At 64.2% G+C, this 23,534-nt stretch carries 20 protein-coding genes; 12 read left to right on the top strand and 8 right to left on the bottom strand.

Features of this window, described 5'->3' with window-relative positions:
* The first annotated feature begins 24 nt into the window (after positions 1-24).
* Together FLO80_RS06175 and pbpC are read left to right on the top strand one after the other, a co-directional pair.
* Positions 25-5,460 carry an alpha-2-macroglobulin family protein gene (locus FLO80_RS06175; RefSeq protein WP_111363220.1) on the top strand — a complete coding sequence of 1,812 codons (5,436 nt, stop codon included), beginning with the start codon at positions 25-27 and terminating at the stop codon, positions 5,458-5,460.
* Positions 5,457-7,508 carry a penicillin-binding protein 1C gene (gene pbpC / locus FLO80_RS06170; protein WP_111362719.1) on the top strand — a complete coding sequence of 684 codons (2,052 nt, stop codon included), beginning with the start codon at positions 5,457-5,459 and terminating at the stop codon, positions 7,506-7,508. The genes FLO80_RS06175 and pbpC overlap by 4 nt, the downstream gene beginning before the upstream one ends.
* Here pbpC and FLO80_RS06165 read toward each other — a convergent pair.
* Positions 7,505-8,683 carry an acetyl-CoA C-acyltransferase family protein gene (locus FLO80_RS06165; RefSeq protein WP_111362717.1) on the bottom strand — a complete coding sequence of 393 codons (1,179 nt, stop codon included), beginning with the start codon at positions 8,681-8,683 and terminating at the stop codon, positions 7,505-7,507. The genes pbpC and FLO80_RS06165 overlap by 4 nt on opposite strands.
* Before the next feature lie 448 nt (positions 8,684-9,131).
* Between FLO80_RS06165 and FLO80_RS06160 the strand changes: the two genes are divergently transcribed.
* A complete protein-coding gene (locus FLO80_RS06160; protein WP_111362715.1) occupies positions 9,132-9,518 on the top strand; it encodes a VOC family protein in 387 nt (128 codons plus the stop codon).
* On the opposite strand, the gene FLO80_RS06155 is transcribed toward FLO80_RS06160, so the two are convergent.
* The 3 genes from FLO80_RS06155 to FLO80_RS06145 all read right to left on the bottom strand — a co-directional run bounded on the left by FLO80_RS06155 (position 9,506) and on the right by FLO80_RS06145 (position 12,456).
* Positions 9,506-10,699: an MFS transporter gene (locus tag FLO80_RS06155; protein WP_111362712.1), complete on the bottom strand. Its 1,194-nt coding sequence runs from the start codon at positions 10,697-10,699 to the stop codon at positions 9,506-9,508. The genes FLO80_RS06160 and FLO80_RS06155 overlap by 13 nt on opposite strands.
* A gap of 72 nt (positions 10,700-10,771) precedes the next feature.
* Positions 10,772-11,494: a metallophosphoesterase family protein gene (locus FLO80_RS06150; protein ID WP_111363214.1), complete on the bottom strand. Its 723-nt coding sequence runs from the start codon at positions 11,492-11,494 to the stop codon at positions 10,772-10,774.
* Positions 11,494-12,456 (bottom strand): LysR family transcriptional regulator, encoded by a 963-nt coding sequence (locus FLO80_RS06145; protein WP_111363217.1) that lies wholly within the window; start codon positions 12,454-12,456, stop codon positions 11,494-11,496. Before FLO80_RS06145 ends, FLO80_RS06150 begins: the two co-directional genes overlap by 1 nt.
* A gap of 108 nt (positions 12,457-12,564) precedes the next feature.
* On the opposite strand from FLO80_RS06145, the gene FLO80_RS06140 reads away from it, so the two are divergent.
* Positions 12,565-13,041, top strand: a complete 477-nt coding sequence (locus tag FLO80_RS06140) for a cupin domain-containing protein (protein WP_111362709.1) — start codon at positions 12,565-12,567, stop codon at positions 13,039-13,041.
* Complete coding sequence (locus tag FLO80_RS06135) at positions 13,038-13,412, top strand: hypothetical protein (protein ID WP_111362706.1); 375 nt, start codon at positions 13,038-13,040, stop codon at positions 13,410-13,412. Before FLO80_RS06140 ends, FLO80_RS06135 begins: the two co-directional genes overlap by 4 nt.
* 69 nt (positions 13,413-13,481) lie before the next feature.
* On the opposite strand, the gene serA is transcribed toward FLO80_RS06135, so the two are convergent.
* Both serA and FLO80_RS06125 read right to left on the bottom strand, forming a co-directional pair.
* Complete coding sequence (gene serA / locus FLO80_RS06130; protein WP_111362703.1) at positions 13,482-15,077, bottom strand: phosphoglycerate dehydrogenase; 1,596 nt, start codon at positions 15,075-15,077, stop codon at positions 13,482-13,484.
* A gap of 72 nt (positions 15,078-15,149) precedes the next feature.
* A complete protein-coding gene (locus FLO80_RS06125) occupies positions 15,150-16,298 on the bottom strand; it encodes a phosphoserine transaminase (protein WP_111362701.1) in 1,149 nt (382 codons plus the stop codon).
* A 157-nt stretch (positions 16,299-16,455) separates the two neighbouring features.
* On the opposite strand from FLO80_RS06125, the gene serB reads away from it, so the two are divergent.
* Both serB and FLO80_RS06115 read left to right on the top strand, forming a co-directional pair.
* Entirely contained in the window at positions 16,456-17,331 is an 876-nt protein-coding gene (gene serB, locus FLO80_RS06120) for a phosphoserine phosphatase SerB (protein ID WP_111362698.1), read from the top strand.
* Between the two features lie 154 nt (positions 17,332-17,485).
* On the top strand, positions 17,486-18,481 hold the full coding sequence (locus tag FLO80_RS06115; protein WP_146611005.1) for a Hint domain-containing protein: 996 nt from the start codon (positions 17,486-17,488) through the stop codon (positions 18,479-18,481).
* 3 nt (positions 18,482-18,484) lie between these two features.
* Here FLO80_RS06115 and pcaQ read toward each other — a convergent pair whose 3' ends face one another.
* Positions 18,485-19,390: a pca operon transcription factor PcaQ gene (pcaQ, locus tag FLO80_RS06110; RefSeq protein WP_111362693.1), complete on the bottom strand. Its 906-nt coding sequence runs from the start codon at positions 19,388-19,390 to the stop codon at positions 18,485-18,487.
* Positions 19,391-19,482: 92 nt separating this feature from the next.
* On the opposite strand from pcaQ, the gene pobA reads away from it, so the two are divergent.
* From pobA to FLO80_RS06085, 5 genes are read left to right on the top strand one after another with little or no spacing between them, the layout of a single operon-like run.
* Positions 19,483-20,652: a 4-hydroxybenzoate 3-monooxygenase gene (gene pobA, locus FLO80_RS06105; RefSeq protein ID WP_111362691.1), complete on the top strand. Its 1,170-nt coding sequence runs from the start codon at positions 19,483-19,485 to the stop codon at positions 20,650-20,652.
* A 17-nt stretch (positions 20,653-20,669) separates the two neighbouring features.
* Positions 20,670-21,053, top strand: a complete 384-nt coding sequence (pcaC, locus tag FLO80_RS06100; RefSeq protein WP_111362688.1) for a 4-carboxymuconolactone decarboxylase — start codon at positions 20,670-20,672, stop codon at positions 21,051-21,053.
* Positions 21,054-21,089: 36 nt separating this feature from the next.
* Positions 21,090-21,815, top strand: a complete 726-nt coding sequence (pcaH, locus tag FLO80_RS06095; protein WP_111362686.1) for a protocatechuate 3,4-dioxygenase subunit beta — start codon at positions 21,090-21,092, stop codon at positions 21,813-21,815.
* Positions 21,812-22,432, top strand: a complete 621-nt coding sequence (gene pcaG / locus FLO80_RS06090) for a protocatechuate 3,4-dioxygenase subunit alpha (RefSeq protein ID WP_111362684.1) — start codon at positions 21,812-21,814, stop codon at positions 22,430-22,432. Before pcaH ends, pcaG begins: the two co-directional genes overlap by 4 nt.
* Positions 22,433-22,449: 17 nt before the next feature.
* Positions 22,450-23,280: a 3-oxoadipate:acetyl-CoA acetyltransferase gene (locus FLO80_RS06085; RefSeq protein ID WP_111362681.1), complete on the top strand. Its 831-nt coding sequence runs from the start codon at positions 22,450-22,452 to the stop codon at positions 23,278-23,280.
* A gap of 19 nt (positions 23,281-23,299) precedes the next feature.
* On the opposite strand, the gene FLO80_RS06080 is transcribed toward FLO80_RS06085, so the two are convergent.
* Positions 23,300-23,533 carry a hypothetical protein gene (locus FLO80_RS06080; protein WP_111362679.1) on the bottom strand — a complete coding sequence of 78 codons (234 nt, stop codon included), beginning with the start codon at positions 23,531-23,533 and terminating at the stop codon, positions 23,300-23,302.
* Position 23,534: the final 1 nt, after the last annotated feature.

The raw sequence follows: 23,534 nt of genomic DNA, 5'->3' as shown, positions 1-23,534 counted from the left end.
AAGCTATTGCCGATGGAGGATTTCATGCGATTTTTTTTGTTCGCTCTTGTCGTGCTGACCGGTCTGTCCGGTGTCGTTGTCGCGAAGGATGTCGTACCCGAGCGCCGTCTTGTCGTGACCAATGACGTGGATTTTTACGGGGCTGACCTGCAATCGCTGTTCGATACGGATCTGGAATCATGCCAGAACGCTTGCCTTGCTGATCCGCAATGCCGGGCGTTTACGTTCAACAAGCGTTCGAATGCCTGTTTCCCGAAATCTGCCATCAGTGAAAAGAAACCCTATGACGGTGCGGTCTCTGCCGAAGTTCTGACGGTGGACCCGCGCGTTGCGCAAAGTGCGTCCACGCGTTTGCAAGAGTTGAATTTCCTGCCGGAACGCGATCTTGAGCGTGCTTTTGATCAGGCAAAGGGGATTGGGCCGCTTCATCCCGGTGGGCAATGGGATGTCGAAACCCTCTTGAAGGCGGCGGATGATCGGCGGCGGGCGGGTGACCCGCTCAATGCGATGCGCTGGATCGGGGCTGCGGTTGCTGTGACGGATGCCAGTGATCAGTGGGTCGAATACGGTCGGCTTTCGCTTGCGATCGAAAGTTCGACGAACGCCGATCTGCGCCGGTGGGCCGACCGTGCCTTGCTCGCGGCGATCAACGGGTATCTCAGGTCGGGAAATGATCCACAACGCGTCAATGCGCTTTCGGTGATGTCAGACGCGCTGGAACGGTTGGATCGCGGGCGGGATATGATCCCGGCTTTGCGGCTGGCGGAAACGATTCGTCCACGACAGGATCTCTTGGCAAGGCTGGATGATGCGATCGCAAAATACGGCTTCCGCGTTACCGAGCATGTGGTCGAGAGCGATCAGGCGAATCCCCGCATATGCGCCGAGTTTTCCGAACCCTTGATCAAGCTGGGGACCGATTATTCCTCATTTGTCAGCATGCCGGATCAACGCATGGCGGTTGAGGCCGATGGAAATCGAATTTGCATCTCGGGTGTGGCACATGGTCAGCGATACACGCTTGTTTTTCGCGAAGGGCTGCCGGCGGCGAGTGGTGAGGCGTTAGCCAAGGACGTGGAACTCTCTCTCTATGTACGTGATCGCACGCCATCGGCCCGGTTCCCGGGGCGGGCCTATGTGCTTCCGAAAACCGGTGACGCAGCGGTTCCGATCGAGACCGTAAACATTGACAAGGTCGATCTGCGCCTGCGCCATGTGAGCGATCGCAGCGTGTTGCGTGCCATCCAGGAGCAATATTTCGGCCGTCCGCTGCCCTTTTTCACCGATCGACGTTTTTCCGGCGAGGTCGGTGAAGAGGTCTGGACCGGTGTTGGAGAGGTTCGCAACGAACTCAATACGGATATTCTGACCCGCCTTCCCGTAGGCGAGATCATCGCGGGGCTTCCCGCGGGGGTTTATGCTCTGAGCGCCTCGGTGCCGGGCGAAGACCGCTATGACGATCCGGGCGCGACGCAGTGGTTTGTCTTGTCCGATCTGGGCCTTTCAACGCTGAGTGGTGCTGACGGCCTCCATGTCTTTGTACGCGGCCTCGGGGACGCCGACATGCGTGAGGGAGTAGAGGTGTCTCTTCTGTCGCGCGCCAACAGGGTTCTGGGCCAGACGAGAACAGATGCCCAAGGTTATGCCCGTTTTGACGCCGGATTGATCCGTGGTCAGGGCGGAGCCGAACCGGCGCTGGTGACAGCCCAGGATGGCGAGGCTGACATGACCTTTCTGTCGCTCAGTGAGCCGGCGTTCGATCTGTCGGATCGCGGGGTTGAAGGGCGCGCACCGGCGGGGCCTGTGGATGTATTCCTTGCAACGGACCGTGGCGCGTATCGCGCGGGCGATATGATACATGCAACGGTTTTGGCTCGTGATGACGAGGTCTCTGCTATCGAGGACCTTCCGTTGACCGCGATACTCACGCGGCCGGATGGTGTGGAATATGCCCGACATGTCTCGCAAACCGGTTTGGCGGGCGGACATGTGTTCGATATGCCCATCGGGGCCAGTGTCCCGCGTGGCGTGTGGCGGTTGGAGATCAAGGCGGATTCGGTCGAAGATGCCCTGGCCAGCGAAACGATCCTGGTCGAGGATTTCCTGCCCGAACGGATCGACTTCGAGATGTCTCTGCCGGACGATAGCTTGCGGCCCGGCCAGACCACGACATTGAACGTGGTGGCAAGGTATCTGTTCGGCGCCCCGGGTTCGGATTTGCCGGTCGAAGGGGATACCGTTCTTCGTGCCAAACGGTCGGTCGATGCCGTGCCGGGTTATGTCTTTGGTCGGCATGACCGAGAGGCGACCGCGCGCCGCGGGTCTTTTCAGGGCGAAAGGACCGACGCCGATGGCAATGCAAAGGTGCAAATCAGCCTGCCCGATGCCCCGGTGGACGATCGCATGCTCGAACTGGACGTGATCGGCCGGGTGTCCGAAGGATCTGGCCGACCGGTCGAGCGGCGCGTGACACATGCCGTGGCGCCCGCTGGTCCGGTGATCGGCCTCAAGCCGTTGTTCGACGACGGCATTGTGCCCGAGGGGACCGAGGCCGCCTTTGATGTGATCGCGATCTCGCCGACGCTTGAACGGGTGCCAATGCAGGTGCGCTGGACGGTCAACCGGGTCGAAACGCGCTATCAATGGTATCAGGACTACGGCAACTGGAATTGGGAGCCCATCACCACCCGCCGCGCGGTCAAGCGCGGCGAGGGAGTGCTGGGTCAGGAGCCGTTGCAGGTCTCCGCCCCGGTCGAGTGGGGGCGCTATGAACTTGTCGTCGAGCGGCTCGATGGTCGTTATGTCTCCAGCTCGCAGGATTTCTATGCGGGCTGGTACGCGCCTGCGGATGTGACCACGACTCCGGACATGCTTGAACTTTCGCTCGACAAGCCGGGATACAGGAGTGGAGACGTAGCGACTTTGCGCCTGGTGCCACGTTATGCAGGCAAGGCGCTTGTCACCGTCATGTCGAACCGGTTGATCGCGATGAAATCGGTCGATGTCGAAGAAGGCGAGAATCTTGTCTCGCTGGATGTGACCGATGAATGGGGGGCCGGTGCCTATGTTTCGGCGACGGTGATCCGCCCCATGGATGTTGCCGCGGCGCAGAATCCGGCGCGGTCGATGGGGCTTTCCTATGCGCAGATAGATCCGGGCGACAAGCGACTGAACGTGGAGATTGACGCACCGACCGCGTCTGAACCGCGTGGCCCATTGGATGCGGTGGTCCGTGTGGATGGTGTCGCAGAGGGCGAAACGGCCTTTGTCACCGTCGCGGCCGTGGATGTCGGGATTCTCAACCTGACCGGTTTTGCAAGCCCCGATCCATTCGAACACTACTTTGGCCAGCGACGGCTTGGGGTCGATATCCGCGATGTCTATGGCCGGTTGATCGACGGGATGAACGGGGCCATGGGAGCCGTGCGTTCGGGCGGCGACGCGTCGAGCGAGATGCGCATGCAGTCACCCCCGCCGACTGAAGAGCTTGTTGCCTTCTTCTCCGGCCCGGTCGAAATCGGGCCCGATGGCACGGCGGCGGTGTCTTTTGACATGCCGGGCTTTAACGGGACGGTGCGTCTCATGGCGGTGGCCTGGTCCAGAAGCGGGGTAGGACAGAGCGCGGCGGATGTTCTGGTGCGCGATCCGGTGGTTGTCACCGCCAGCCTGCCACGCTTCATGGCGCCGGGCGATCGGAGCCGCCTGTTGCTTGAACTCGTTCATGCGGACGGACCGGCGGGTCGTGTCGGGCTTGATGTGTCGGCTGCGGGCGTTTCTCTGGATACTGCGGCGATCCCTTCGGGCGTGACACTCGCCGATGGGGGCAAGGCTGCTTTCTCGATTCCGGTTCTGGCCGATGATGTGGGCGATCACAGCCTGCGCGTGGCCCTGACAACGCCGGACGGTCGGCAGCTTGTAAAAACGCTGACCCTGCCGGTGCGCCTGAACGATCCCGAGATTGCGCTTACGCGGCGCTTTGTGCTCGGATCGGGGGAGACCTTCACGCTCGACGACAATGTTTTCGCCGGGATGAGACCCGGCACTGGCTCGGCAGCCGTTTCGGCCGGACCGCTGGCCAAACTGGACGCGCCCGGCCTTCTTTCGGCGCTTGACCGTTACCCTTATGGCTGCACCGAACAAGTGACATCCGTCGCGATGCCTCTCTTGTATTTCGGCCAGGTCGCCACCGCCCTTGGCCAAGGTAGCCAGCGGCAGGTGCAAGAGCGTATTGACCAAGCCATCGCTCGGGTTCTGAGCCATCAGGCCAGCAACGGGGCGTTCGGATTGTGGCGCGCAGGGTCGGGGGATTTCTGGCTCGACGCCTATGTTTCGGATTTCCTGAGCCGCGCGCGTGCCGAAGGGCATGACGTGCCACAGAACGCCTTTCGCATGGCGATGGATAACCTGCGAAACCGGGTGAACTATGCGCCGGATTTCGATGAGGGCGGGGGAGACATTGCTTATGCGTTGATGGTTCTGGCGCGCGAAGGGGCCGCGGCGATGGCCGATCTGCGGTATTTCGCCGACGTCAAGGCCGAGGCGTTTTCCACGCCGCTGGCCGTCGCACAGCTTGGCGCCGCGCTGGCCATGTATGGCGACCAGACCCGCGCCGACGCTTTGTTCGCCCGGGCCGGGCGCATGATGCAAACGCGCATGCAGGATGAGGCCGCAATCTGGCGCGCGGATTACGGCAGCAATCTGCGCGATGCTGCCGGTGTTCTGAGCCTCGCGGTCGAGGCGGGCAGTCATGCGGTCGATCGAAGCCAGTTGGCCAATCATATCGCGCAATCCGATCGCAGGTTTTCGACGCAGGAGAGCGCGTGGTCCCTGCTGGCCGCGAGGGCGCTGGTGAACGACCCTTCGGTGCCCGGGTTGAGCGTGAATGGATCGCCGGTCGATGGGCCGCTCGTCCGCGCTTTCGAAGCGCAGACACAGGCACAACCCCTGGCCATTCGCAATGAGAGCGACACGCCGACCGATGTGACCCTGACCACGTTCGGTGTGCCGGACGTGGCGCCCGATGCAGGTGGCTATGGCTATCGCATCGAGCGGAGCTATTACACGATGGAGGGCGAGCCGGTTCAGAGCCTCACTCCCAAAGTGGGCGAACGTTTCGTCGTCGTGTTGCGTGTGGCGCCGTTCGAACGGGGCGAGGCGCGGCTGATGATCGACGATCCGCTGCCTGCCGGGTTCGAGATCGACAATCCCAACCTTTTGCGTTCGGGCGATATTCGGGCGCTGGATTGGCTTGATCCGCAGGAGGCCGAACATGCCGAGTTCCGCTCCGACCGTTTCCTTGCCGCGGTGGACTGGCGCTCGGACAAGGCATTCCAGCTGGCTTATCTTGTGCGCGCTGTATCGCCCGGTGAGTTTCACCATCCGGCGGCACAGGTCGAGGATATGTATCGCCCTCACTATCGCGCTCAGACCGGGGCGGGGCGGCTGACCGTGTTGGAATGAGACCTGTCGCTTACATCTTTGGGCTTCTCTGTGTTGTTGCCGTAGTTGCGCTGGCGTGGATGCGGTTCGACCGCTGGGTCGACATGACCGACTTGCCGCCCCTTGTGGCCGAAACATCGGTTGAAATGCGGGATCGAAGTGATGGCTTGCTGCGGGTTTACACCGTGGATGACGGGCGCTGGCGTTTGGCAACCAGGGTGGCGCAGGTCGATCCACTTTATCTTGATATGCTGATCGCCTTTGAAGACAAACGCTTTTTTTCCCATTCCGGCGTTGATCCGTGGGCCATGGGGCGGGCGGCCGGGCAGGCCATGTGGCATGGGCGCATCGTGTCGGGCGCCTCAACCCTGACCATGCAGGTCGCTCGCCTGCTGGAGGATAGTGGCACGGGTTCATGGGCGGGCAAGCTGCGCCAGATTCGGTTGGCCCTCGCGCTTGAACGCCAGTTGAGCAAGCGCGAGATCCTTGGTCTCTACCTCACCCACGCGCCCTTTGGCGGTAATCTTGAAGGCGTGCGCGCGGCGAGCCTCGCCTGGTTCGGGAAAGAGCCCCGGCGACTGACCCCGGACGAGGCGGCCCTTCTGGTGGCATTGCCGCAATCGCCCGAAACCCGGCGCCCCGACCGCGATTGGCGGGCGGCGCGTGCGGGGCGTGGGCGTGTGCTTGTGCGTGCGCATGATGCGGGCGTGATCGGGCAGGAGGCGTTTGAGACCGCGCAGGCGGCCCCGGTGCCGCGCCTGCGCCGATCCTTTCCCGCGCTGGCCCCGCATATGACGGACCGGGCGCGGGCCGGTTCCCCTTTGTCCATACGCCATGACCTCAGCCTTGACGGGCCTTTGCAGGGGGCGTTGGAAGACCTGACCGCTGCGCGTTTGTCGAAACTGCCGCGGCAAGTGTCGGTCGCGATCATGGTGGCCGATCACCGAAGCGGTGAGATCCTCGCCTCGGTCGGGTCGGCCAGTTATGGCGAGACATCGTCGCGGCAGGGGTTCGTTGATATGACACGGGCCGCGCGCTCGCCGGGATCGACGCTCAAACCGCTGGTCTACGCCATGGCCTTTGATCTGGGGTTGGCTCATCCCGAAACGGTGATCGAGGACCGGCCGGTGGCCTTTGGTTCGTATGCGCCGCAAAATTTCGACGGACGGTTCCGCGGCGAGATCCGCGTTTCCGAGGCGCTGCGGCTGTCGCTCAATATCCCCGTGATCCTGTTGATGAATGAGATCGGCCCGGCCCGGTTCATGGGCGGGTTAAAGCGCGCGGGTGTCGACCCCGCGTTGTCGGGGGGCAAGCCGGGGCTCGCGGTTGCATTGGGCGGGGTGGGTGTGTCCCTGCATGATCTTGTGCAACTGTTTGCCGGGCTGGCCCGGGGTGGGGAAGCCGTTGATCTTACTTGGAAACCGCAAGACTCAGCGGGTGTGGAGGGCCAGGCTTTCGTCAGCCGCGCAGCCGCGTGGCATGTCGGGCATATCCTGTCGCAACTGACCCCGCCGGGGGCCAAGGCGAAGGGGCGGTTGGCCTTCAAGACAGGCACGTCCTATGGCCACCGCGATGCATGGGCGGTGGGCTATGACGGGCGCCACGTGGCCGGGGTGTGGATCGGGCGGCCCGACGGAACGCCGGTTCCAGGGGCCTTTGGTGGTGATCTGGCGGCGCCGCTTCTGGTGGAGGTGTTCCAGCGTCTGAAACCCGAACTCGACCCGCTGCCACCGCCGCCGCCCGAGACGTTGATCCTGAGCGGTTCCGAGTTGCCGGTGCCGCTTCGGCGGTTTCGCGGGCGTCAAGCGGTGTTCAGCCCCGATGCCGATGCACCGGTTCTGGCTTTTCCGCCCGATGGGGTTCGGCTGCGACTGGAGGTGGGTACGCCGCTGGTGGTCAAGCTGCGCGAGGGGGTGCCCCCCTTTGCGGTTCTGGCCGACGGGAGCCCAAGGGTCACCGGCGAATACCGGCGCGAAATTGCCGTTGGGCCTGTCGGCAAGGGGTTTGTCACCCTGTCGGTGATCGACGCGCGCGGGCGGTCCACGCGCGCCGTGGTCGAGGTGGATTAGAGCCGTTCGATGGCCAGCGCGATGCCCTGACCGCCGCCGATGCACATGGTGATCAGCGCCTTGGATCCGCCGATCCGCTCCAACTCGTAGAGTGCCTTGACGGTGATGATTGCGCCGGTTGCGCCGACCGGGTGGCCAAGGGCGATTGCGCCGCCGTTCGGGTTGACCTTGGCCGGGTCGAGGCCCAGCCCCTTGTTGACGGCAAGGGCTTGCGCGGCGAAGGCCTCGTTCGACTCGATCACGTCGAAGTCATTGATTTCAAGGCCGGTTCTGGCCAGAAGGCTCTGCACGGCTGGGATCGGGCCGATGCCCATGACGTCGGGCCGAACCCCGGCATGGGCATATCCCAGAACGCGCGCTTTCGGTTTAAGACCGGCCTTTTCGGCGGCCTCTGAGCGGGCGAGGACGAGGGCGGCGGCGCCGTCGTTGATGCCGCTGGCGTTGCCAGCGGTCACGCTGCCGTCCTTGCGGAAGGCAGGACGGAGGCTGGCAAGGCCGTCGAGCGTGGTGGAGGGTTTGGGATGCTCGTCGGTGTCGAAGGCGACCGTGTCGCGCTTGACCTTGACCTCGACCGGGACGATCTGGCTTTGGAAATGCCCCGCTTCGATGGCCCTTGCGGCGCGTTTCTGGCTTTCCAGCGCAAAGGCATCCTGGGCTTCGCGGCTGATGTCATGTTCGCCCGCGACATTCTCGGCGGTGACGCCCATATGGCCCGTGCCGAACGGGCAATTGAGCGCGCCGAGCATCATGTCGAGCGTGCGAATATCGCCCATCTTGGCGCCCCAGCGTTGGTCCAACACAATATATGGTGCCCTGCTCATCGCTTCGGCACCACCGGCGAGACCGAAATCGGCATCGCCCAGCATGAGCGATTGTACGACCGAAACGATCGCCTGCGCGCCCGAGCCGCACAGACGGTTCACGTTCATCGCGGGCACCGTGTCGGGGATGCCCGCGTCCATCGCCGCCACGCGGCTGAGATACATGTCGCGCGGTTCGGTGTTGATCACATGGCCAAAGGCTACATGCCCGATCTGCGCGCCATCGACGCCCGAACGTTCCAGCGCCGCCTTTGCCGCGATCGCCCCGGTTTGTGCCGGGGGCGTTCCGGCGAGGGCGCCGCCGAAGGTTCCGATGGGGGTGCGGGCGCCGTCGAGGATTACGATGTCTGTCATGAGTCTATCCCGAAGAAGTGAAGCGTTTCGGAACGGATCATACGCCCGAGATGCGGGGAATGGCAGGGCTACGTTTCGTCATTTTCCCTTTGTTTTCGGCCTCAAAGCGCCCTTTGTGCGTCGTGCAGGAAAATTCTGCCTGCGGAAATCCGGGCGTTAACCCTTGGCCCGTTAACCCGATGTTAAGGGGGTGACATCCGGCTGCTGCCCGGCTGACATCCGGCTGTCGGGGAAAACGCGGATTTCGCGGGGGTGCCGATCGTGAACGGGGCGCGCGGTGCGGTAGGGCGTTCGCCAACATTTTTCCGGCAGATGTGCCTGTGCGACGGAACGCCGGGGCAAGCAGCGGACAGCCCATCGGGGGATGGTTCGGAGACCGTCGTTGTCGGCATCTGGCCGGCACGATAGGATCGCCAGACGCCAGCCCGAAGCAGCAAGGAGGGGCAACATGCTCCAGATCGACCAATTGGACCACCTTGTCCTGACCGTCGCCGACATTGATCGGACCTGCACATTCTACCGGGACGTCCTGGGGTTCGAGGTGATCACTTTCGGTGAGGGGCGAACGGCGCTGAGCTTTGGCCGCCAGAAGTTCAACCTGCACCAGGCGGGGCGCGAGTTCGAACCCAAGGCAGCCAGCCCGATGCCGGGGGCGGCCGATCTGTGCCTGATCACGTCGCTTGCCATGGAAACGGTCGTCGAGAAGCTCAACCTTGCGGGGGTTCTCATCGAGGAGGGGCCAGTCCCGCGCACCGGGGCGCAGGGGCCGATCCTGTCGGTCTATATCCGCGACCCGGACCGGAACCTGATCGAGATTGCCAGTTACGACGTGTGACCTCTCGCGTCGGCCCCGAAGCGGCGCGCAATCGCGTAGAGCCCGGCGCCGAGCGCGGCGGCGCAGGTAAGTAGTGCGAGCATCGCGTCATACCCGCCCCAGCCCCAGATCAGCGCGCCGAGCCATGGCGCCGAGGCGCCCCCGGCGAGGAAGAGAAAGGCGAGCGCCCCGGACTTGGCGCCGAAATTGCGCGCGCCGAGGATTTCGCGCGCGAGCAGCGGGCGCAGGATGCTGACCACGCCCACCGCACCACCGAAAAGCGGCACGAAGAGCCAGAGCAGGATCGGCGCGCGGCCGGAGGCGACCAGCACGATCTCGGCCGTTCCGATCATCGCGAAACAGGTCAGCGTGAGACCGTGATGCGACAGGAACCGCCCGGCCCAGATCATCGCCAGACGCCCCGCCACCTGCATCGGGCCGATGAGCGAGGCGACGAAAACCGCGGTCGCCGGGGCGATACTGTGTTCATCGAGGATCGGCAGAAGGTGTTGGAGCGTTGCGGAATGCACCGTCGCCATGAGCGCCATGGCCAGCCCCAAGGCCCAGAAGGCGGGGCGGCGCAGGAAGCGGGGCTGCGTTTCGGGCGCTTCGGCGGCGTGGTGGGGATGGGCGCGGCGTTCGCGTTCGAGCCGGGCCGCCGCCCACCACAGGAGCGGGGCGACGATCAGCGCGACGAACAACCCGATGACCTGCACCGCGGTGCGCCAGCCCAGCCCGCCCGCGAGCGCGTTGGCGACCGGAAAGCTGAGCGTGCCGGCGAAGCCCGCGACGAGGGTGATCGCGACGATGCCGCCCTTGGCCTCGGCGCCGCGGGCGCGGGTGACCAGCACGAAACAGGGTTCGTAAAGGCAGCCCGCGAGGCAGAGGCCGATAAAGGCCCATATCGCCTGAAACTGCCAGATCTCGTGCGCCTGCGAGAGGGTGGCGAGGGCAAGACCGCCCAGACCGGCGCAGCCCGCCATGAGCGCGGGGCCAAAGCCACGGTCGATCACCGGCCCGGCCACCATAGAGGCCAGCCCCGAGAGAAAGACGGCGATGGCGATGGCGACGGACAGTTGGGATTTGGACCAGCCGGGGTCGGCGGTCCAGTGCAGGATCAGTGCGGGAAAGACATAGAACAGCCCGGCCCAGACAAGGGTCTGGCCAAGCGCCATGATAAGGATGGTGCGGTCCCTGAACATGCTGAGCTGCCCTTGCGACGATGATCAAAGGCTTGGCCGCGATGCGCGGGAATGGCAAGGCGCGACGTGTCGTCAGGGCATCAGCGGTTGGCGTCCGTCATCAGTGAGCACCCATGCGCGGGTGCCTTCGATGGCGGCGGCGGTGAGCGGGCGGCCCCAGCCCGCGCCGCTGTCGAGATTGATGCGATTGCCATAATGGCGCGGCAGTTTCTGCGCGGTGTGGCCGTGGATCACCAGCCAGTCGAACGGTTCGGAATAGGACAGGAAGGGCTCGCGTATCCAGATCAGGTCGTCCTCGGACTGGGCCTCGAGCGGGCGCTCGGGGTGAATCCCGGCATGGACAAAGAGATGGGGCCCGCGTTCGAGATAGAACGGGCGGGCGGCGAGGAAGCTGTGATGTTCGCGGGGAACGGCGCGCCCGGCGGCCTTTAGCAGGCGTTTGGCGGGCATGGTGGGGTCGAGCCCGTAAGAGGCCAGCGTTTCGGCCCCGCCCAGCCGTTCGTTGAGCCAGTCGAGACCGGAGCGGACCATCGGGCTATCCATCGCGCCGGTTTCGAGAAAGTCGAGAAACATCCGGTCATGGTTGCCCATGAGGACGGTCCAGTCGCGCCCCTGTTCGATGCCCGAGATCAGCGTGTCGAGCACCGCGCGGCTGTCGGGGCCACGATCGACCAGATCGCCAAGCATGACGACGCGGGCGTCGGTGCCGCCATCCGCCTCGATCCGGGTGAGAACGTCGAGCAGCATCTCGTGCTGGCCGTGGATATCGCCAATGGCATAGATGGTTTCGGTCATCATGTGGTGCTTTCGGGCAGTGGTTGTTCCCCTTCATTGAGCGGCAGAAGCAAATTCGCAACCTTGTTTCTGAGCCAGCGATGGGCGGGGTTGTGCGTCGCGCGCCGGTGCCAGACCATGGTGATGAGCGGCGCGGGCACCGGCATCGGCGGGGTGAAGATGTCGAGCCCGACACGCGGGGCCACGTGGCGGGCCAGTTGCCCGGGCAGGAGCGCGATGAGATCGCTTTCGGCGACGGCATGATAGACCCCGGCAAAGGTGGGCAGGGTGATCAGCACATGTCGCTTGCGCCCCAGCCTCGCCAGCGCGGTATCGCCCATGGCCGAGGTTTTCCCCTCGGGAGAGAAGAGAACGTGTTCGAGGTCGCAATAAAGATCGAGTGGCACCGTATCGCCCGGCCTGAGCCCGGCGCGGGTGAGCCGGGGGTGATCGCGCCGGGCGACGGCGACGAAGGTCGAATGGAAGACCGGCATTTCCTTGGCCCAGTTGGGCAGGGTGGTTTTGGGCAGCAGCGCGAGATCGACCTGGTAGCGTTCGACCGTGTCGACGTAATTGTCGGGCACGAGATCGACCAGCATCACGCGCATGCGTGGTGCGTTGACCCGCAGGTCGGTGGCCAGTTGCGGTATCAGCATGTCGGAGAAGAAATCCGAGCCTGAAATGCGGAATTCCTGTGACGCCTGCGAGGGGTCGAACTGGCCCGGGCCGCTGAGCAGGTTCTCGGTTTCTTCGAGCAGGCGAGCGAGCGGAATATGCAGCCCGGCGGCGAAATCCGTGGGTTCGAGTCCCCGCCCGTGGCGCACGAAGAGCGGGTCGCCGAGTGCGTGGCGCAAACGCGAGAGCGCGGCGGAAACGGCGGATTGGCTAAGCCCGAGCTTCTGTGCGGCGGCGACCGTGGAGCGTTCCGTCAGGAGCGTATCAAGCACCCGGAGCAGGTTGAGATCGAAGGACCTGAAATTCATGGCATTGATATGTATCATAACATCAATTCGTTTCACAGGGGGAGTGGCATCTGGCAGAGTTCAGGGTGCCGCGGCTTTCGACTCACTGAATTGTGACAGGAGGAGGCCATGAGTTTTGCAGATAACGGTGACGATTGCGTCGAGTGGTTGGGCACAAGTTATAGCCGGATGCTGAGCGCCGAGGACACGGGCGGCGCGATGAGCATCGTGGATTCGGTCGGACCGCCCGGCAGCGGACCGCCGCGCCACGTGCACCGCGGCGCGGATGAAACATTCGTCATGCTGTCCGGCGAAGCAGAATTCTGGATGGCGGGCGAAACCGTCGTCAAACAGGTTGGCGAGAGCGTTTTCGTGCCGCGTGGCACCGAGCATACGTTCCGTGTGACCGGCGACAAGCCGAGCCGTCACCTGGTGATCCTGACGCCGGGTGGCTTTGACGGGTTCTTTTACGAGATGGCGGCACGGTCGCTGCGCATTCCCGAGGACATGGAGGCTGTGACCGAGGCCGCGCAGCGGTATCAGCTGGAGTTCACCGGGCCGCCGCTTGGGGCCATGCAACAAGAAAAGGGGAGGGACGTATCATGAAAGGTGTTGCGCTTTGGTTCTTTGCCACCGGAACGGTGGCGGTCACGCTGGGCATGATCTGGGGCATCCAGATGTCGGCCACCGGCAATCACATGCTTTCGGGGGCGCATGCGCATCTCAATCTTGTCGGGTGGGCGACGATGGCGCTGATCGGGCTTTATTATCACGCGACGCCCGCGGCGGCGGAGACGGTGCTGGCCCGGGTTCATTATGTCGTGGCGCTTGTCGGGCTGGTGACGCTGGTTCCGGGGATCGTGCAGGCATTGCGTCAGACGGGCGAGACGCTGGCCAAGGTGGGGTCGTTCCTGACGCTGATCGCGATGCTGATCTTTCTCGTCACGGTGGCGATGCACGCGCGCAAGCCAGCCTGAAGACGCCTTGAGCGAACGGGCCGTGTCGCCGCTCCGGGGGAGCGGCGGCATCGTGTTGGTGGCTTGGGATCAGGCGACGTCGAATTCGAGCGGCTGAACCTGCTGGAACAGTCCGGTCGCCTTGAGCTTGTCGAGCACGACAGGTTCCACCGGGCTGTCCACGTAAAGCAGCGCGATGGCCTCGCCGCCCGATGCGGAACGGCCCAAGGTGAAGTTGGCGATGTTCACGCCCGCCTCGCCCATGGTGACGCCCAGCGTGCCGATGATGCCGGGCACGTCCTCGTTGGTGGTATAGATCATATGCGCGCCGATCTCGGCGTCGATGTTGATGCCCTTGATCTGGATGAAGCGCGGCTTGCCGTCGGAGAACACGGTGCCGCCGATCGAGCGTTCGCGCTTGTCGGTGACGACCGTGACCTTGATATAGCCCTCGAAGGCGCCCGACTTGTCCTGATTGGTGGTGCTGATCTTGATGCCGCGTTCCTTGGCGATGACCGGGGCCGAAACCATGTTCACATCCGGGTTCACCGATTTCATGATGCCCGAGACCACCGCACAGTTGAGCGCATCGAGGTTCATCCGGGCGGCAACGCCGTCATAAAGGATGTTGATCGCCTTGATCGGCTCGTCCGTCAGTTGCCCGATGAACGATCCGAGGTGATCGGAGAGCCTGATCCACGGGCTCATCACCTTGGCCTCTTCGGCGGTGACCGAGGGCATGTTGAGCGCGTTTTCAACGGCGCCGGTGAGCAGGTAGTTCGACATCTGCTCGGCCACCTGCAGGGCCACGTTTTCCTGTGCCTCGGTGGTGGCGGCGCCCAGATGCGGGGTGCAGACCACGCCCGGCAGGCCGAAGAGCGGGTTCTCGGTGGCGGGTTCGACGCTGAACACGTCGAAGGCGGCACCGGCGACATGGCCGGATTTGATCAGCTCGGCCAGCGCCGCCTCGTCGACGAGGCCGCCCCGGGCGCAGTTGATGATGCGCACGCCCTTTTTCGTCTTGGCGAGGTTCCCGGCCGAGAGGATGTTCCGGGTCTGATCGGTGAGCGGGACATGCAGCGTGATGAAATCGGCGCGCGCCAGAAGGTCGTCAAGCTCGACCTTTTCGACGCCCATCGAGGTGGCCTTTTCCTCGCTGAGGAAGGGATCGAAGGCGATGACCTTCATCTTGAGCCCGCGGGCCCGGTCGCAGACGATCGAGCCGATATTGCCCGCGCCGATCACGCCCAGCGTCTTGGCGGTCAGTTCGACCCCCATGAAGCGCGATTTCTCCCACTTGCCGGCTTGGGTCGAGGCGCTGGCCTCGGGGATTTGCCGGGCGCAGGCGAACATCATGGCGATGGCGTGTTCGGCGGTGGTGATGGTGTTGCCGAACGGCGTGTTCATCACGATCACGCCCTTTTTCGAGGCGGCCGCCTTGTCGACATTGTCGGTGCCGATCCCGGCGCGGCCGACCACCTTGAGCTTGTCCGCGCGTTCGAGGATCTTCTCGGTGACCTTGGTGGCCGAGCGGATGGCAAGGCCGTCATAATCGCCGATGATCTCGGCCAGCTTGTCCTTGTCCTTGCCGACATCGGGCATGAAATCGACATCAATGCCGCGATCGCGGAAGATCTGAACGGCGGTTTCGGAGAGCTTGTCGGATACGAGAACTTTGGGAGCCATGTGTCTGGTCCTTTGATATGAGAAGCGTGCCGGGGCCATGTGCGAGGCCCCGGGGTTTCGCGGAAATTTCGATCAGGATTGCGCGGCGATTTCGGCCTCAAAGGCCCATTCGATCCACGGCATGAGCGCCTGCACGTTGGCCGTTTCCACCGTGCCGCCGCACCAGATGCGCAGGCCCGGAGGTGCGTCGCGATAGGCGCCGATGTCATAGGCCACGCCTTCGCCTTCAAGCCGCTTGGCGACCGCCTTGGCAAAGCCCGCGCCGTCCTTGATGCGCGGATCGGTGAACTTGAGGCAGACGCTGGTGTTCGACATGGTGGCGGGGTCACGCGGAAGAACGTCGATCCAGTCATGCGTTTCGACGAAATCGACCACCGCCTTGGTGTTGGCATCGGCGCGGGCGATGAGGCCCTTGAGACCGCCGACCGAGCGCGCCCAGTCGAGCGAGACGAGGTAATCCTCGACCGCGAGCATCGAGGGCGTGTTGATGGTTTCGCCCACGAAGATGCCCTCGTTGAGCTTGCCGCCCTTGGTCATGCGGAAGATCTTGGGCAGGGGCCAGGGCGGGGTGTAGCTTTCGAGGCGTTCGACGGCGCGGGGGCTCAGGATCAGCATGCCATGCGCCGCTTCGCCGCCCAGCACCTTTTGCCAGGAGAAGGTCGTCACGTCGAGTTTCGGCCAGGGCAGATCCTGTGCGAAGGCCGCCGAGGTCGCGTCGCAGATGGTGAGCCCGTCGCGGTCATCCGCGATCCAGTCGCCGTTCGGGACGCGCACGCCCGAGGTGGTGCCGTTCCATGTGAACACCACGTCATGCGCGAAATCGACCGAAGAGAGATCGACGATCTCGCCATACTCGGCGGTTTTCACGGTGGCATTGTCAAGCTTGAGCTGTTTCACGACATCCGTGACCCAGCCGGCGCCGAACGATTCCCATGCCAGCATCTCGACCCCGCGAGCGCCGAGCATCGACCACAGGGCCATTTCCACGGCGCCGGTGTCAGAGGCGGGCACGATGCCGATGCGATAATCGTCGGGGATGCCGAGGATTTCGCGCGTGCCGTCGATCGCCGCCTTGAGCTTGGCCTTGCCCACCGCGGCGCGGTGCGAGCGGCCCAGCGAGGCGTCGGCGAGTTTCGCAAGTTCGAATGTGGGGATCTTGGCGCAAGGGCCAGAGGAAAAACGCGGATTTGCCGGCCGCGTTGCCGGTGCATCAATAGCCATGTAGCTACCCTTCCAGATAAGCGCCCCTCGTTGGGGAGGGGTGTCCCACGAACCGGGATACGGGCGATGCGGGGCTTTCGCAAGCCTTGATTTGTCGGTAAGAGCCGCCAAAGTGCCGCATCGCGGCATGGAATGGCCATGATCGGGAACCTTGCCCATGCATATCGTTACGCTTCTGACCTCGCCCGAGACCCCGGCGCTCGACCCGGCGCTGGTCGATTCGCTGCGCAATGCCTGGGGCGGGGGCGCGGCGCGGTGGCTTGCGGTGGACGAGGCGGCGGAGTTTGCCGTGGCGGAGCGGCCGGGCAACCTTTGGGACGTGTGGGCCGATCTTCAGAAGATGGGCGTTGACCTGGTGGTGCAGCCGCAAGAGGGGCGCCGCAAGCGGATGCTTCTGGCCGACATGGACAGCACGATGATCCGGCAGGAATGCATTGACGAGCTGGCCGATGCGGCGGGCGTGGGTGACTATGTGAAGGAGATCACCGCGCGGGCGATGAATGGCGAGCTGGATTTCGAGGGCGCATTGACCGAACGGGTGGCGCTGTTGAAGGGGTTGGACGCGGGCGTGATCGGCAAGGTGCTGCGCGAGCGGATCGAGTTGATGCCGGGGGGCCGGGAACTGGTCACGACGATGCGGGGCAATGGGGCCTATGCGGCGCTGGTGTCGGGCGGGTTCACGGCGTTCACGGCCAAGGTGGCCGCCGAACTGGGGTTCGACGAGCACCGCGCGAACACGCTTTTGATCGAGGATGGTCGCCTGACCGGGGCGGTGGCGCAGCCCATACTGGGGCGCGAGGCCAAGGTGCGGGCGCTGGAAGAGATCAGCGCGCGGCTGGGAATTTCCAAGGCGGATGTGATGGCGGTCGGTGACGGGGCCAATGACCTCGGGATGCTGGGTTTGGCCGGGGCGGGGGTGGCGCTGCATGCGAAACCGAGCGTGGCCGCGCAATGCGATATCCGGGTGAATTTCGGTGACCTCACGGCGCTGCTTTACGTGCAGGGCTATGCCAAGGCCGAATTCCTGTCCTGAGCCGCGATCAGCCCGCCGGAAACCGTGACGCGCGGTCATCTGCGCACCGATCGACGCGCGCGGCGAAAGCCATTGTACGAAAACGAGATTTCAGGCAAATTGCCCAAGCCTGAACCGGCTGCAAACCCTGGGGGGATAGTGCAGGGGGCCTTTGGTGGCTGAGGTCGAGATCTTCGTTACGGGCGATCAGATCGGGATGTTTTCCGGTGTGTCGACCAGTGGCAACAACAACGGCATGAAGGTCACGCTTTCGGGCGTTGAGGCGCTTGGCAGCGAGTCTGACGTGTTTCGCATCGTGGTGCGACAGGTGAACGAGGGCGACACGCTGTTCTCGAACGGGCAGTTCGTGGATATCTATGCCTGGCCCGGGGGCGATTCGTCCGATCCGCCGATCTTTTCCAACCTCAACCCGCAGCATGACCAGTTCCAGGGGCGGGCGTCGTCGGCAGACCACCAGGTCTTTACCAGCCCGGCGAATATCGTCTTTGACGTGAACGGCGTGACCGAGGGCACGATGCAATACGGGCCGGGGGCCGATCCGCCCCGGAGCGAGCAGCTTTCCTTTGAAACCTTCGAGTCCGAGCCGCCGGAATTTCCCTGTTTCGTGGCGGGCACATCGGTCGAGACCGACCGTGGGCCGATGCCGGTCGACGCGGTTCGGGTGGGCGATCTGGTGCAGACGCTGGACCATGGTTTGCAGCCGGTCCGGTGGGTGGGCCAGAAGGAGGTGCCGGGCGTGGGGCCGATGGCGCCGGTGGTGATCCGGGCCGGGGCGCTGGGCAACCGGCGCGACCTTTGGGTGTCGCCGCAGCACCGGATGCTTCTCGGTGACTGGCGCACCGCGCTTTATTTCGGGCAGGGGCAGGTTCTGGTGGCGGCGGCGCACCTGGTCAATGGTGACACGATCCGCCAGGTTGAGCGGCCACGGGTGCGTTACGTGCATCTGGCCTTTGACCGGCACGAGGTGATCTGGGCCGAGGGGATCGCGAGCGAGAGCCTGCATCTGGGGGCGGAGGCGCTTGCCACGCTGGGCCGGGAGGCGCGGGCCGAGATCGAGGCGCTGTTTGGCGATGATCCCATGGCGACGGGGCGCGAGTCGCCGACCGCGCGGTATTGCCTGCGGCAGTGGGAAGGCGCGCTGGTGGCGTGAGCGTCAGGCGGCAAGCGCCCGGGATACGGCGAGGCGAAAGAATTCCTGCGCCGGGGTGGGTTGTGCCTCGGGGCGGGTCATGAGGCCGACGGGCCCTTGGGTGATCGCGGTGTCGAAGGACAGGCGGGTGAGATGCCCATCGGCGATTTCATTGGTGACGACGCCGGCGGAGATGATCCAGACGCAATCGCTCTGGCGGGTATGGACGCGCCCGAACGCGCCCGAAACGGTTTCGATCCGGCGCGGCAGGTCGCCCACCCCGTTCTCGGCAAGGTAGCGGTCGACAAGGGGGCGGATGGCCGAGCCGGTCGAGGGATAGATCACCGGGTAATCGGCGATGCGGTGCAGATCGGGGGCACGGGTCAGCGGGTGGTTGGCGCGGGTAACAAAGGCCACCTCTTCGGCGTAAAGCTGCGTGAAGGAAAGGCCCTGCATCATCTCGGGCGGGCCAAGCCGGCCGATGACAAGATCGAGCGCGCCGAGGCGCAGCCGGTCGGTCAGGTAGCCATGCGGGCCGTCGATGATTTCAAGCACCGCCTGCGGGGCCAGCGTGGCAAAGGCGCGCGCGACCGGCGGCATGAGCCACGCGGCGACCGAGGGCAGCGCACCGACGCGCAGGCGGGCGCGGGCGCTCTGGCCGATCTCGTCCACCTCGTTCAGGCCCTGTTGCAGCGCGGCCAGCGACGAGCGCGCGAAATGCAGGAAGACCTCGCCCTGCGGTGTCAGCGCCACACCCGCGCGCGAGCGGGTCAGGAGCGGGGCTGCGAGGATGTCTTCGAGTTCCTTCAATGTCTTGGAAATCGCCGGCTGGGTGAGGTGCAGGGTTTCGGCGGCGCGTTTGAGGCTGCCCTGGCGGGCGATCTCGGTGAAGCACTGGATATGGCGGAACTTGATGCGGCGGTCGATCATTTGCTTTCCGATTTAGGCAAGTAAATCGGAGATAACGTCATTTTACTTTGCGGAAAAGGCAATTCATCATGGGCACAAAGGGAGGATGGCCCATGCGAACACAGGTTGCGATCATCGGGGGCGGGCCGTCGGGCCTGCTTTTGAGCCAGCTTCTGCACCAGCGCGGCATCGACAGCGTGGTGCTGGAGCGCAAGACCAGGGAGTATGTTCTGGGGCGTATCCGGGCGGGTGTGCTCGAGGTGGGGTTCGTGAACCTCATGCGTGAGGCGGGCGTGGCGGAGAGGATGGACCGTGAATGCTTCATCCATGACGGCACGGTGATTTCGCGTGACAACCTGTCATTCGGGATCAATTTCAAGGAGCTGACCGGGAGTCACGTGGTCGTCTATGGCCAGACCGAGGTGACCCGGGATCTTTACGATGCGCGCGAGGCGGCGGGCGGCAAGATCGTCTATGAGGTGGACGGGGTCGAGATCCACGGTGCCGATGGCGATGCGCCATATGTCACGTATCACAAGGACGGGGCAGAGCAGCGGATCGACTGCGATTTCGTGGCCGGGTGTGACGGGTTTCACGGGGTCAGCCGCCAGAGCATCCCGCTTTCGGTGCGGCGCGAATACGAGAAGCTTTACCCGTTCGGCTGGCTCGGTATCCTGAGCGAGACGCCGCCGGTGAATGACGAGTTGATCTATGCCAGTTCGGAGCGGGGTTTCGCGCTGTGTTCGATGCGCAACGAGAACCTGAGCCGCTATTACATCCAGTGTTCGTTGAGCGACAGCCCAGAGGACTGGACCGATGCGGCGTTCTGGGAGGAGTTGAAACGGCGGATACCCGAGGAGGCGGCGGAGCGTCTTGTGACGGGGCCCAGCGTCGAGAAATCCATCGCGCCGCTCAGGTCGTTCGTGACCGAGCCGATGCGCTGGGGGCGGTTGTTCCTGTGCGGGGATGCGGCGCATATCGTGCCGCCCACGGGGGCCAAGGGGCTGAACACGGCGGCATCGGATATTCATTATCTCTATCACGGGCTGGTGCAGCATTATCAGGACGGCGAGGACGAGGGGATCGAGCGCTATTCGGAACGCGCACTGGCACGCATCTGGAAGGCCGAGCGGTTCAGTTGGTGGATGACCACGCTTTTGCATCGCTTTCCGGATCAGAGCGCGTTCGATCTGCGCATTCAGGCGGCCGAGGTGGCGTTTCTGCGCGAGAACCGCGCGGCGCAAACGGTGCTGGCCGAGAACTATGTCGGCCTGCCATACTGAGCTGCGAGGGAGAGAGCATGTCGGAGCGATATGAACAGGGAATGAAGGTGCGCAGGCATATCCTGGGGGATGCGCATGTCGACCGGGCCGAGGCGCGGAAAAGCGATTTCGAGGCGCCGTTCCAGGAGATGATCACCGAAACGGCCTGGGGTCATGTCTGGGCCAGCGACGGGATTTCCGACCGGGAGCGGTCGATGATCACGCTGGCGCTGTTGGCGGCGCTGGGCAATTTCGACGAGATCCCGATGCATATCCGCGCCACCGCGCGCACCGGGGCGAGCAAGACCGACGTGCTTGAGGCGTTTCAGCACGTGGCGATCTATGCCGGGGTGCCGCGCGCCAATCACGCGCTCAAGCTGGCGCGCGAGACCTATGACGAGATGGAACGCGAACGGGAGTGAGCGCTGCGCGCAATTCCCATCAAGGAGGAGGCCGAGATGAAACCCGGCGAGTTTTACCAGAGAGACCGGCGCTGGCATCCGCCCGCGCTTGACCGCGACTACAAGACGAGTGTCACCCGCTCGCCGCACTATGCGCCCATCAGCCTTGAAAATTCGCTGAGCGAGATCACCGGGCCTGTGTTCGGCCATGGCGATATCGACCCGATGGATAACGATCTGATCCTGAATTACGCCAAGCCCGGGGAAAGCCCGATCGGTGAGCGGATTATCGTGCATGGGCGAGTGCTGGATGAAAACGCGCGCCCCGTTCCCAATACGCTGGTCGAGATCTGGCAGGCCAATGCGGGCGGGCGGTATCGCCACAAGAAGGACACCTATCTTGCCCCCATCGACCCGAATTTCGGCGGGTGCGGGCGGGTTCTGACCGATGAGGACGGGTATTATTTCTTTCGCACGGTCAAGCCCGGGGCCTATCCGTGGCGCAACTGGGTCAATGACTGGCGCCCGGCGCATATCCATCTTTCGGTGTTTGGCAGCGGGTTCGCGCAGCGGCTGATCACGCAGATGTATTTCGAGGGTGATCCGCTGATCGAGACCTGCCCGATCGTCAACACGATTCCCGACAAGGCGGCCATTGGACAGCTCATCGCGCCGCTGGACCGGAACGCCACCATTCCGCTCGATTCCATCGCCTACAAGTTCGATATCGTGCTGCGCGGGCGGCGTTCGACCCTGTTTGAAAACCGGCTGGAGGGGAATTGATGCAAAGGCTCGATTATCTCAAGGAAACGCCCAGCCAGACGGCGGGGCCTTACGTGCATATCGGGTTGGCGCCCGGGGCGGCGGGGTTCGACATCTACGAACGCGAGTTGGGTTGGGACATCGCGGGGCCGAATGCGCGCGGTGAGCGTATCCGGGTCGAGGGTGTCGTGATCGACGGCACCGGCAGCCCGATCAAGGATGTGATGCTCGAGGCGTGGCAGGCCAACAGCGACGGCATCCATGCCCATCCCGAGCATCCGGGCGAGGTGGAAGAGGGATTTCGCGGCTGGGGCCGGGTGATTACCGATTTCGAGACCGGCGAATGGGGGTTCGACACCGTGAAGCCCGGGCCGGTGCCGGGGCGCAACGGCACGATGATGGCGCCGCATATCAACCTGTGGATCGTGGCGCGGGGGATCAACCTTGGCCTCAACACGCGACTCTATTTCAACGACGAGGCCGAGGCCAACGCGAATGACCCGGTGTTGAACCTGATCGAGTGGGAGCGGCGGCGGCAGACCCTGATCGCGCATCGGGTCGAGCGGGATGGACATGCACTCTATCGCTTCGATATCAAGGTGCAGGGCGAAGACGAGACCGTCTTTTTCGACATCTGAGGCTTGAGGAGCGTTTCATGACCAAACCCTGCATCATCTGTGTGGCGATCACCGGCAGCGTGCCGCAGAAGGCCGACAACCCGGCGGTGCCGATCACGATAGACGAGCAGGTGGAAAGCACCCATGCGGCGTTCGAAGCGGGGGCGTCGATTGCCCATTGCCACGTGCGGATGGAGGATGGTTCGACGACGAGCGACCCGGAACGCTTTGCGCGGCTGAAGGAGGGTCTTGAGAAACATTGCCCCGTCATGATCATCCAGTTCTCGACCGGTGGCCGGTCGGGGGCGGGGGCCGAGCGGGGTGGGATGCTGCCGCTGCGCCCCGACATGGCGAGCCTCACGGTGGGGTCGAACAATTTCCCGACGCGGGTTTACGAGAACCCGCCGGATCTTGTGGCGTGGCTGGCCAGCGAGATGACCAAATACGACGTCACCCCCGAGATCGAGGCGTTCGATCTGAGCCATATCCACCAGGCGGTGATGATGAAGCAGGCGGGTCTTCTGCCCGGCAAGCTTTACGTGCAGTTCGTGATGGGGGTGAAGAACGCGATGCCCGCCGACAAGGACGTGTTCGATTACTACGTGCGAACCATGGAGCGGCTGGCCCCCGGGGCGGAATGGTGCGCCGCCGGGATCGGGCGGCACCAGATCGAGGTCAACGAGTGGTGCATCGCCGCGGGCGGCCACACGCGCACCGGGCTTGAGGATAACGTGCGGCTGGATCGCGAGCGGCTGGCGCCGTCGAACGCGGCGCTGGTCGAGCGCGCCGTGGCGCTGTGCGAAAGATACGAACGCCCGGTGGCCAGCGTGGCACAGGCGCGCGAGATGTTGGGCCTGCGCGCGGCCTGAAGTGGAGGAGATCCCCGCCTTATGCGGCGTAGTGCATGGCGCTGTCTTCGGGTTGCGCTTCGGGCAGGGTGCACAGATCGCTGCCGTTGATCAGCGACGTGACCACGCGCCCCGCATCGGTGTCGCGGATCGCATAGCCATAACCGCGCAGGCGGTATTTCCATTCCCGCTCGGAGAGCGACATGCTGCGCTCGTGCAGAACGATGTCACAGATTTTCGCGGTCAATTCGGTGTCGATGGGATCGTGTTTCATG

It is taken from the genome of Aquicoccus porphyridii (assembly GCF_008369105.1).
In the GTDB taxonomy this organism is placed as follows: domain Bacteria; phylum Pseudomonadota; class Alphaproteobacteria; order Rhodobacterales; family Rhodobacteraceae; genus Aquicoccus; species Aquicoccus porphyridii.
Note: the sequence above shows the minus strand (reverse complement) of the source record. Positions and strands in the feature narration are given on the sequence as shown.

Bases quoted from the DNA above. Each gene is read 5' to 3' on its own strand.
- FLO80_RS06175 (WP_111363220.1), top strand. From the start codon at position 25: ATGCGATTTTTTTTGTTCGCTCTTGTCGTGCTGACCGGTCTGTCCGGT.
- pbpC (WP_111362719.1), top strand. From the start codon at position 5,457: ATGAGACCTGTCGCTTACATCTTTGGGCTTCTCTGTGTTGTTGCCGTA.
- FLO80_RS06165 (WP_111362717.1), bottom strand. From the start codon at position 8,683: ATGACAGACATCGTAATCCTCGACGGCGCCCGCACCCCCATCGGAACC.
- FLO80_RS06160 (WP_111362715.1), top strand. From the start codon at position 9,132: ATGCTCCAGATCGACCAATTGGACCACCTTGTCCTGACCGTCGCCGAC.
- FLO80_RS06155 (WP_111362712.1), bottom strand. From the start codon at position 10,699: ATGTTCAGGGACCGCACCATCCTTATCATGGCGCTTGGCCAGACCCTT.
- FLO80_RS06150 (WP_111363214.1), bottom strand. From the start codon at position 11,494: ATGACCGAAACCATCTATGCCATTGGCGATATCCACGGCCAGCACGAG.
- FLO80_RS06145 (WP_111363217.1), bottom strand. From the start codon at position 12,456: ATGAATTTCAGGTCCTTCGATCTCAACCTGCTCCGGGTGCTTGATACG.
- FLO80_RS06140 (WP_111362709.1), top strand. From the start codon at position 12,565: ATGAGTTTTGCAGATAACGGTGACGATTGCGTCGAGTGGTTGGGCACA.
- FLO80_RS06135 (WP_111362706.1), top strand. From the start codon at position 13,038: ATGAAAGGTGTTGCGCTTTGGTTCTTTGCCACCGGAACGGTGGCGGTC.
- serA (WP_111362703.1), bottom strand. From the start codon at position 15,077: ATGGCTCCCAAAGTTCTCGTATCCGACAAGCTCTCCGAAACCGCCGTT.
- FLO80_RS06125 (WP_111362701.1), bottom strand. From the start codon at position 16,298: ATGGCTATTGATGCACCGGCAACGCGGCCGGCAAATCCGCGTTTTTCC.
- serB (WP_111362698.1), top strand. From the start codon at position 16,456: ATGCATATCGTTACGCTTCTGACCTCGCCCGAGACCCCGGCGCTCGAC.
- pcaQ (WP_111362693.1), bottom strand. From the start codon at position 19,390: ATGATCGACCGCCGCATCAAGTTCCGCCATATCCAGTGCTTCACCGAG.
- pobA (WP_111362691.1), top strand. From the start codon at position 19,483: ATGCGAACACAGGTTGCGATCATCGGGGGCGGGCCGTCGGGCCTGCTT.
- pcaC (WP_111362688.1), top strand. From the start codon at position 20,670: ATGTCGGAGCGATATGAACAGGGAATGAAGGTGCGCAGGCATATCCTG.
- pcaH (WP_111362686.1), top strand. From the start codon at position 21,090: ATGAAACCCGGCGAGTTTTACCAGAGAGACCGGCGCTGGCATCCGCCC.
- FLO80_RS06085 (WP_111362681.1), top strand. From the start codon at position 22,450: ATGACCAAACCCTGCATCATCTGTGTGGCGATCACCGGCAGCGTGCCG.
- FLO80_RS06080 (WP_111362679.1), bottom strand. From the start codon at position 23,533: ATGAAACACGATCCCATCGACACCGAATTGACCGCGAAAATCTGTGAC.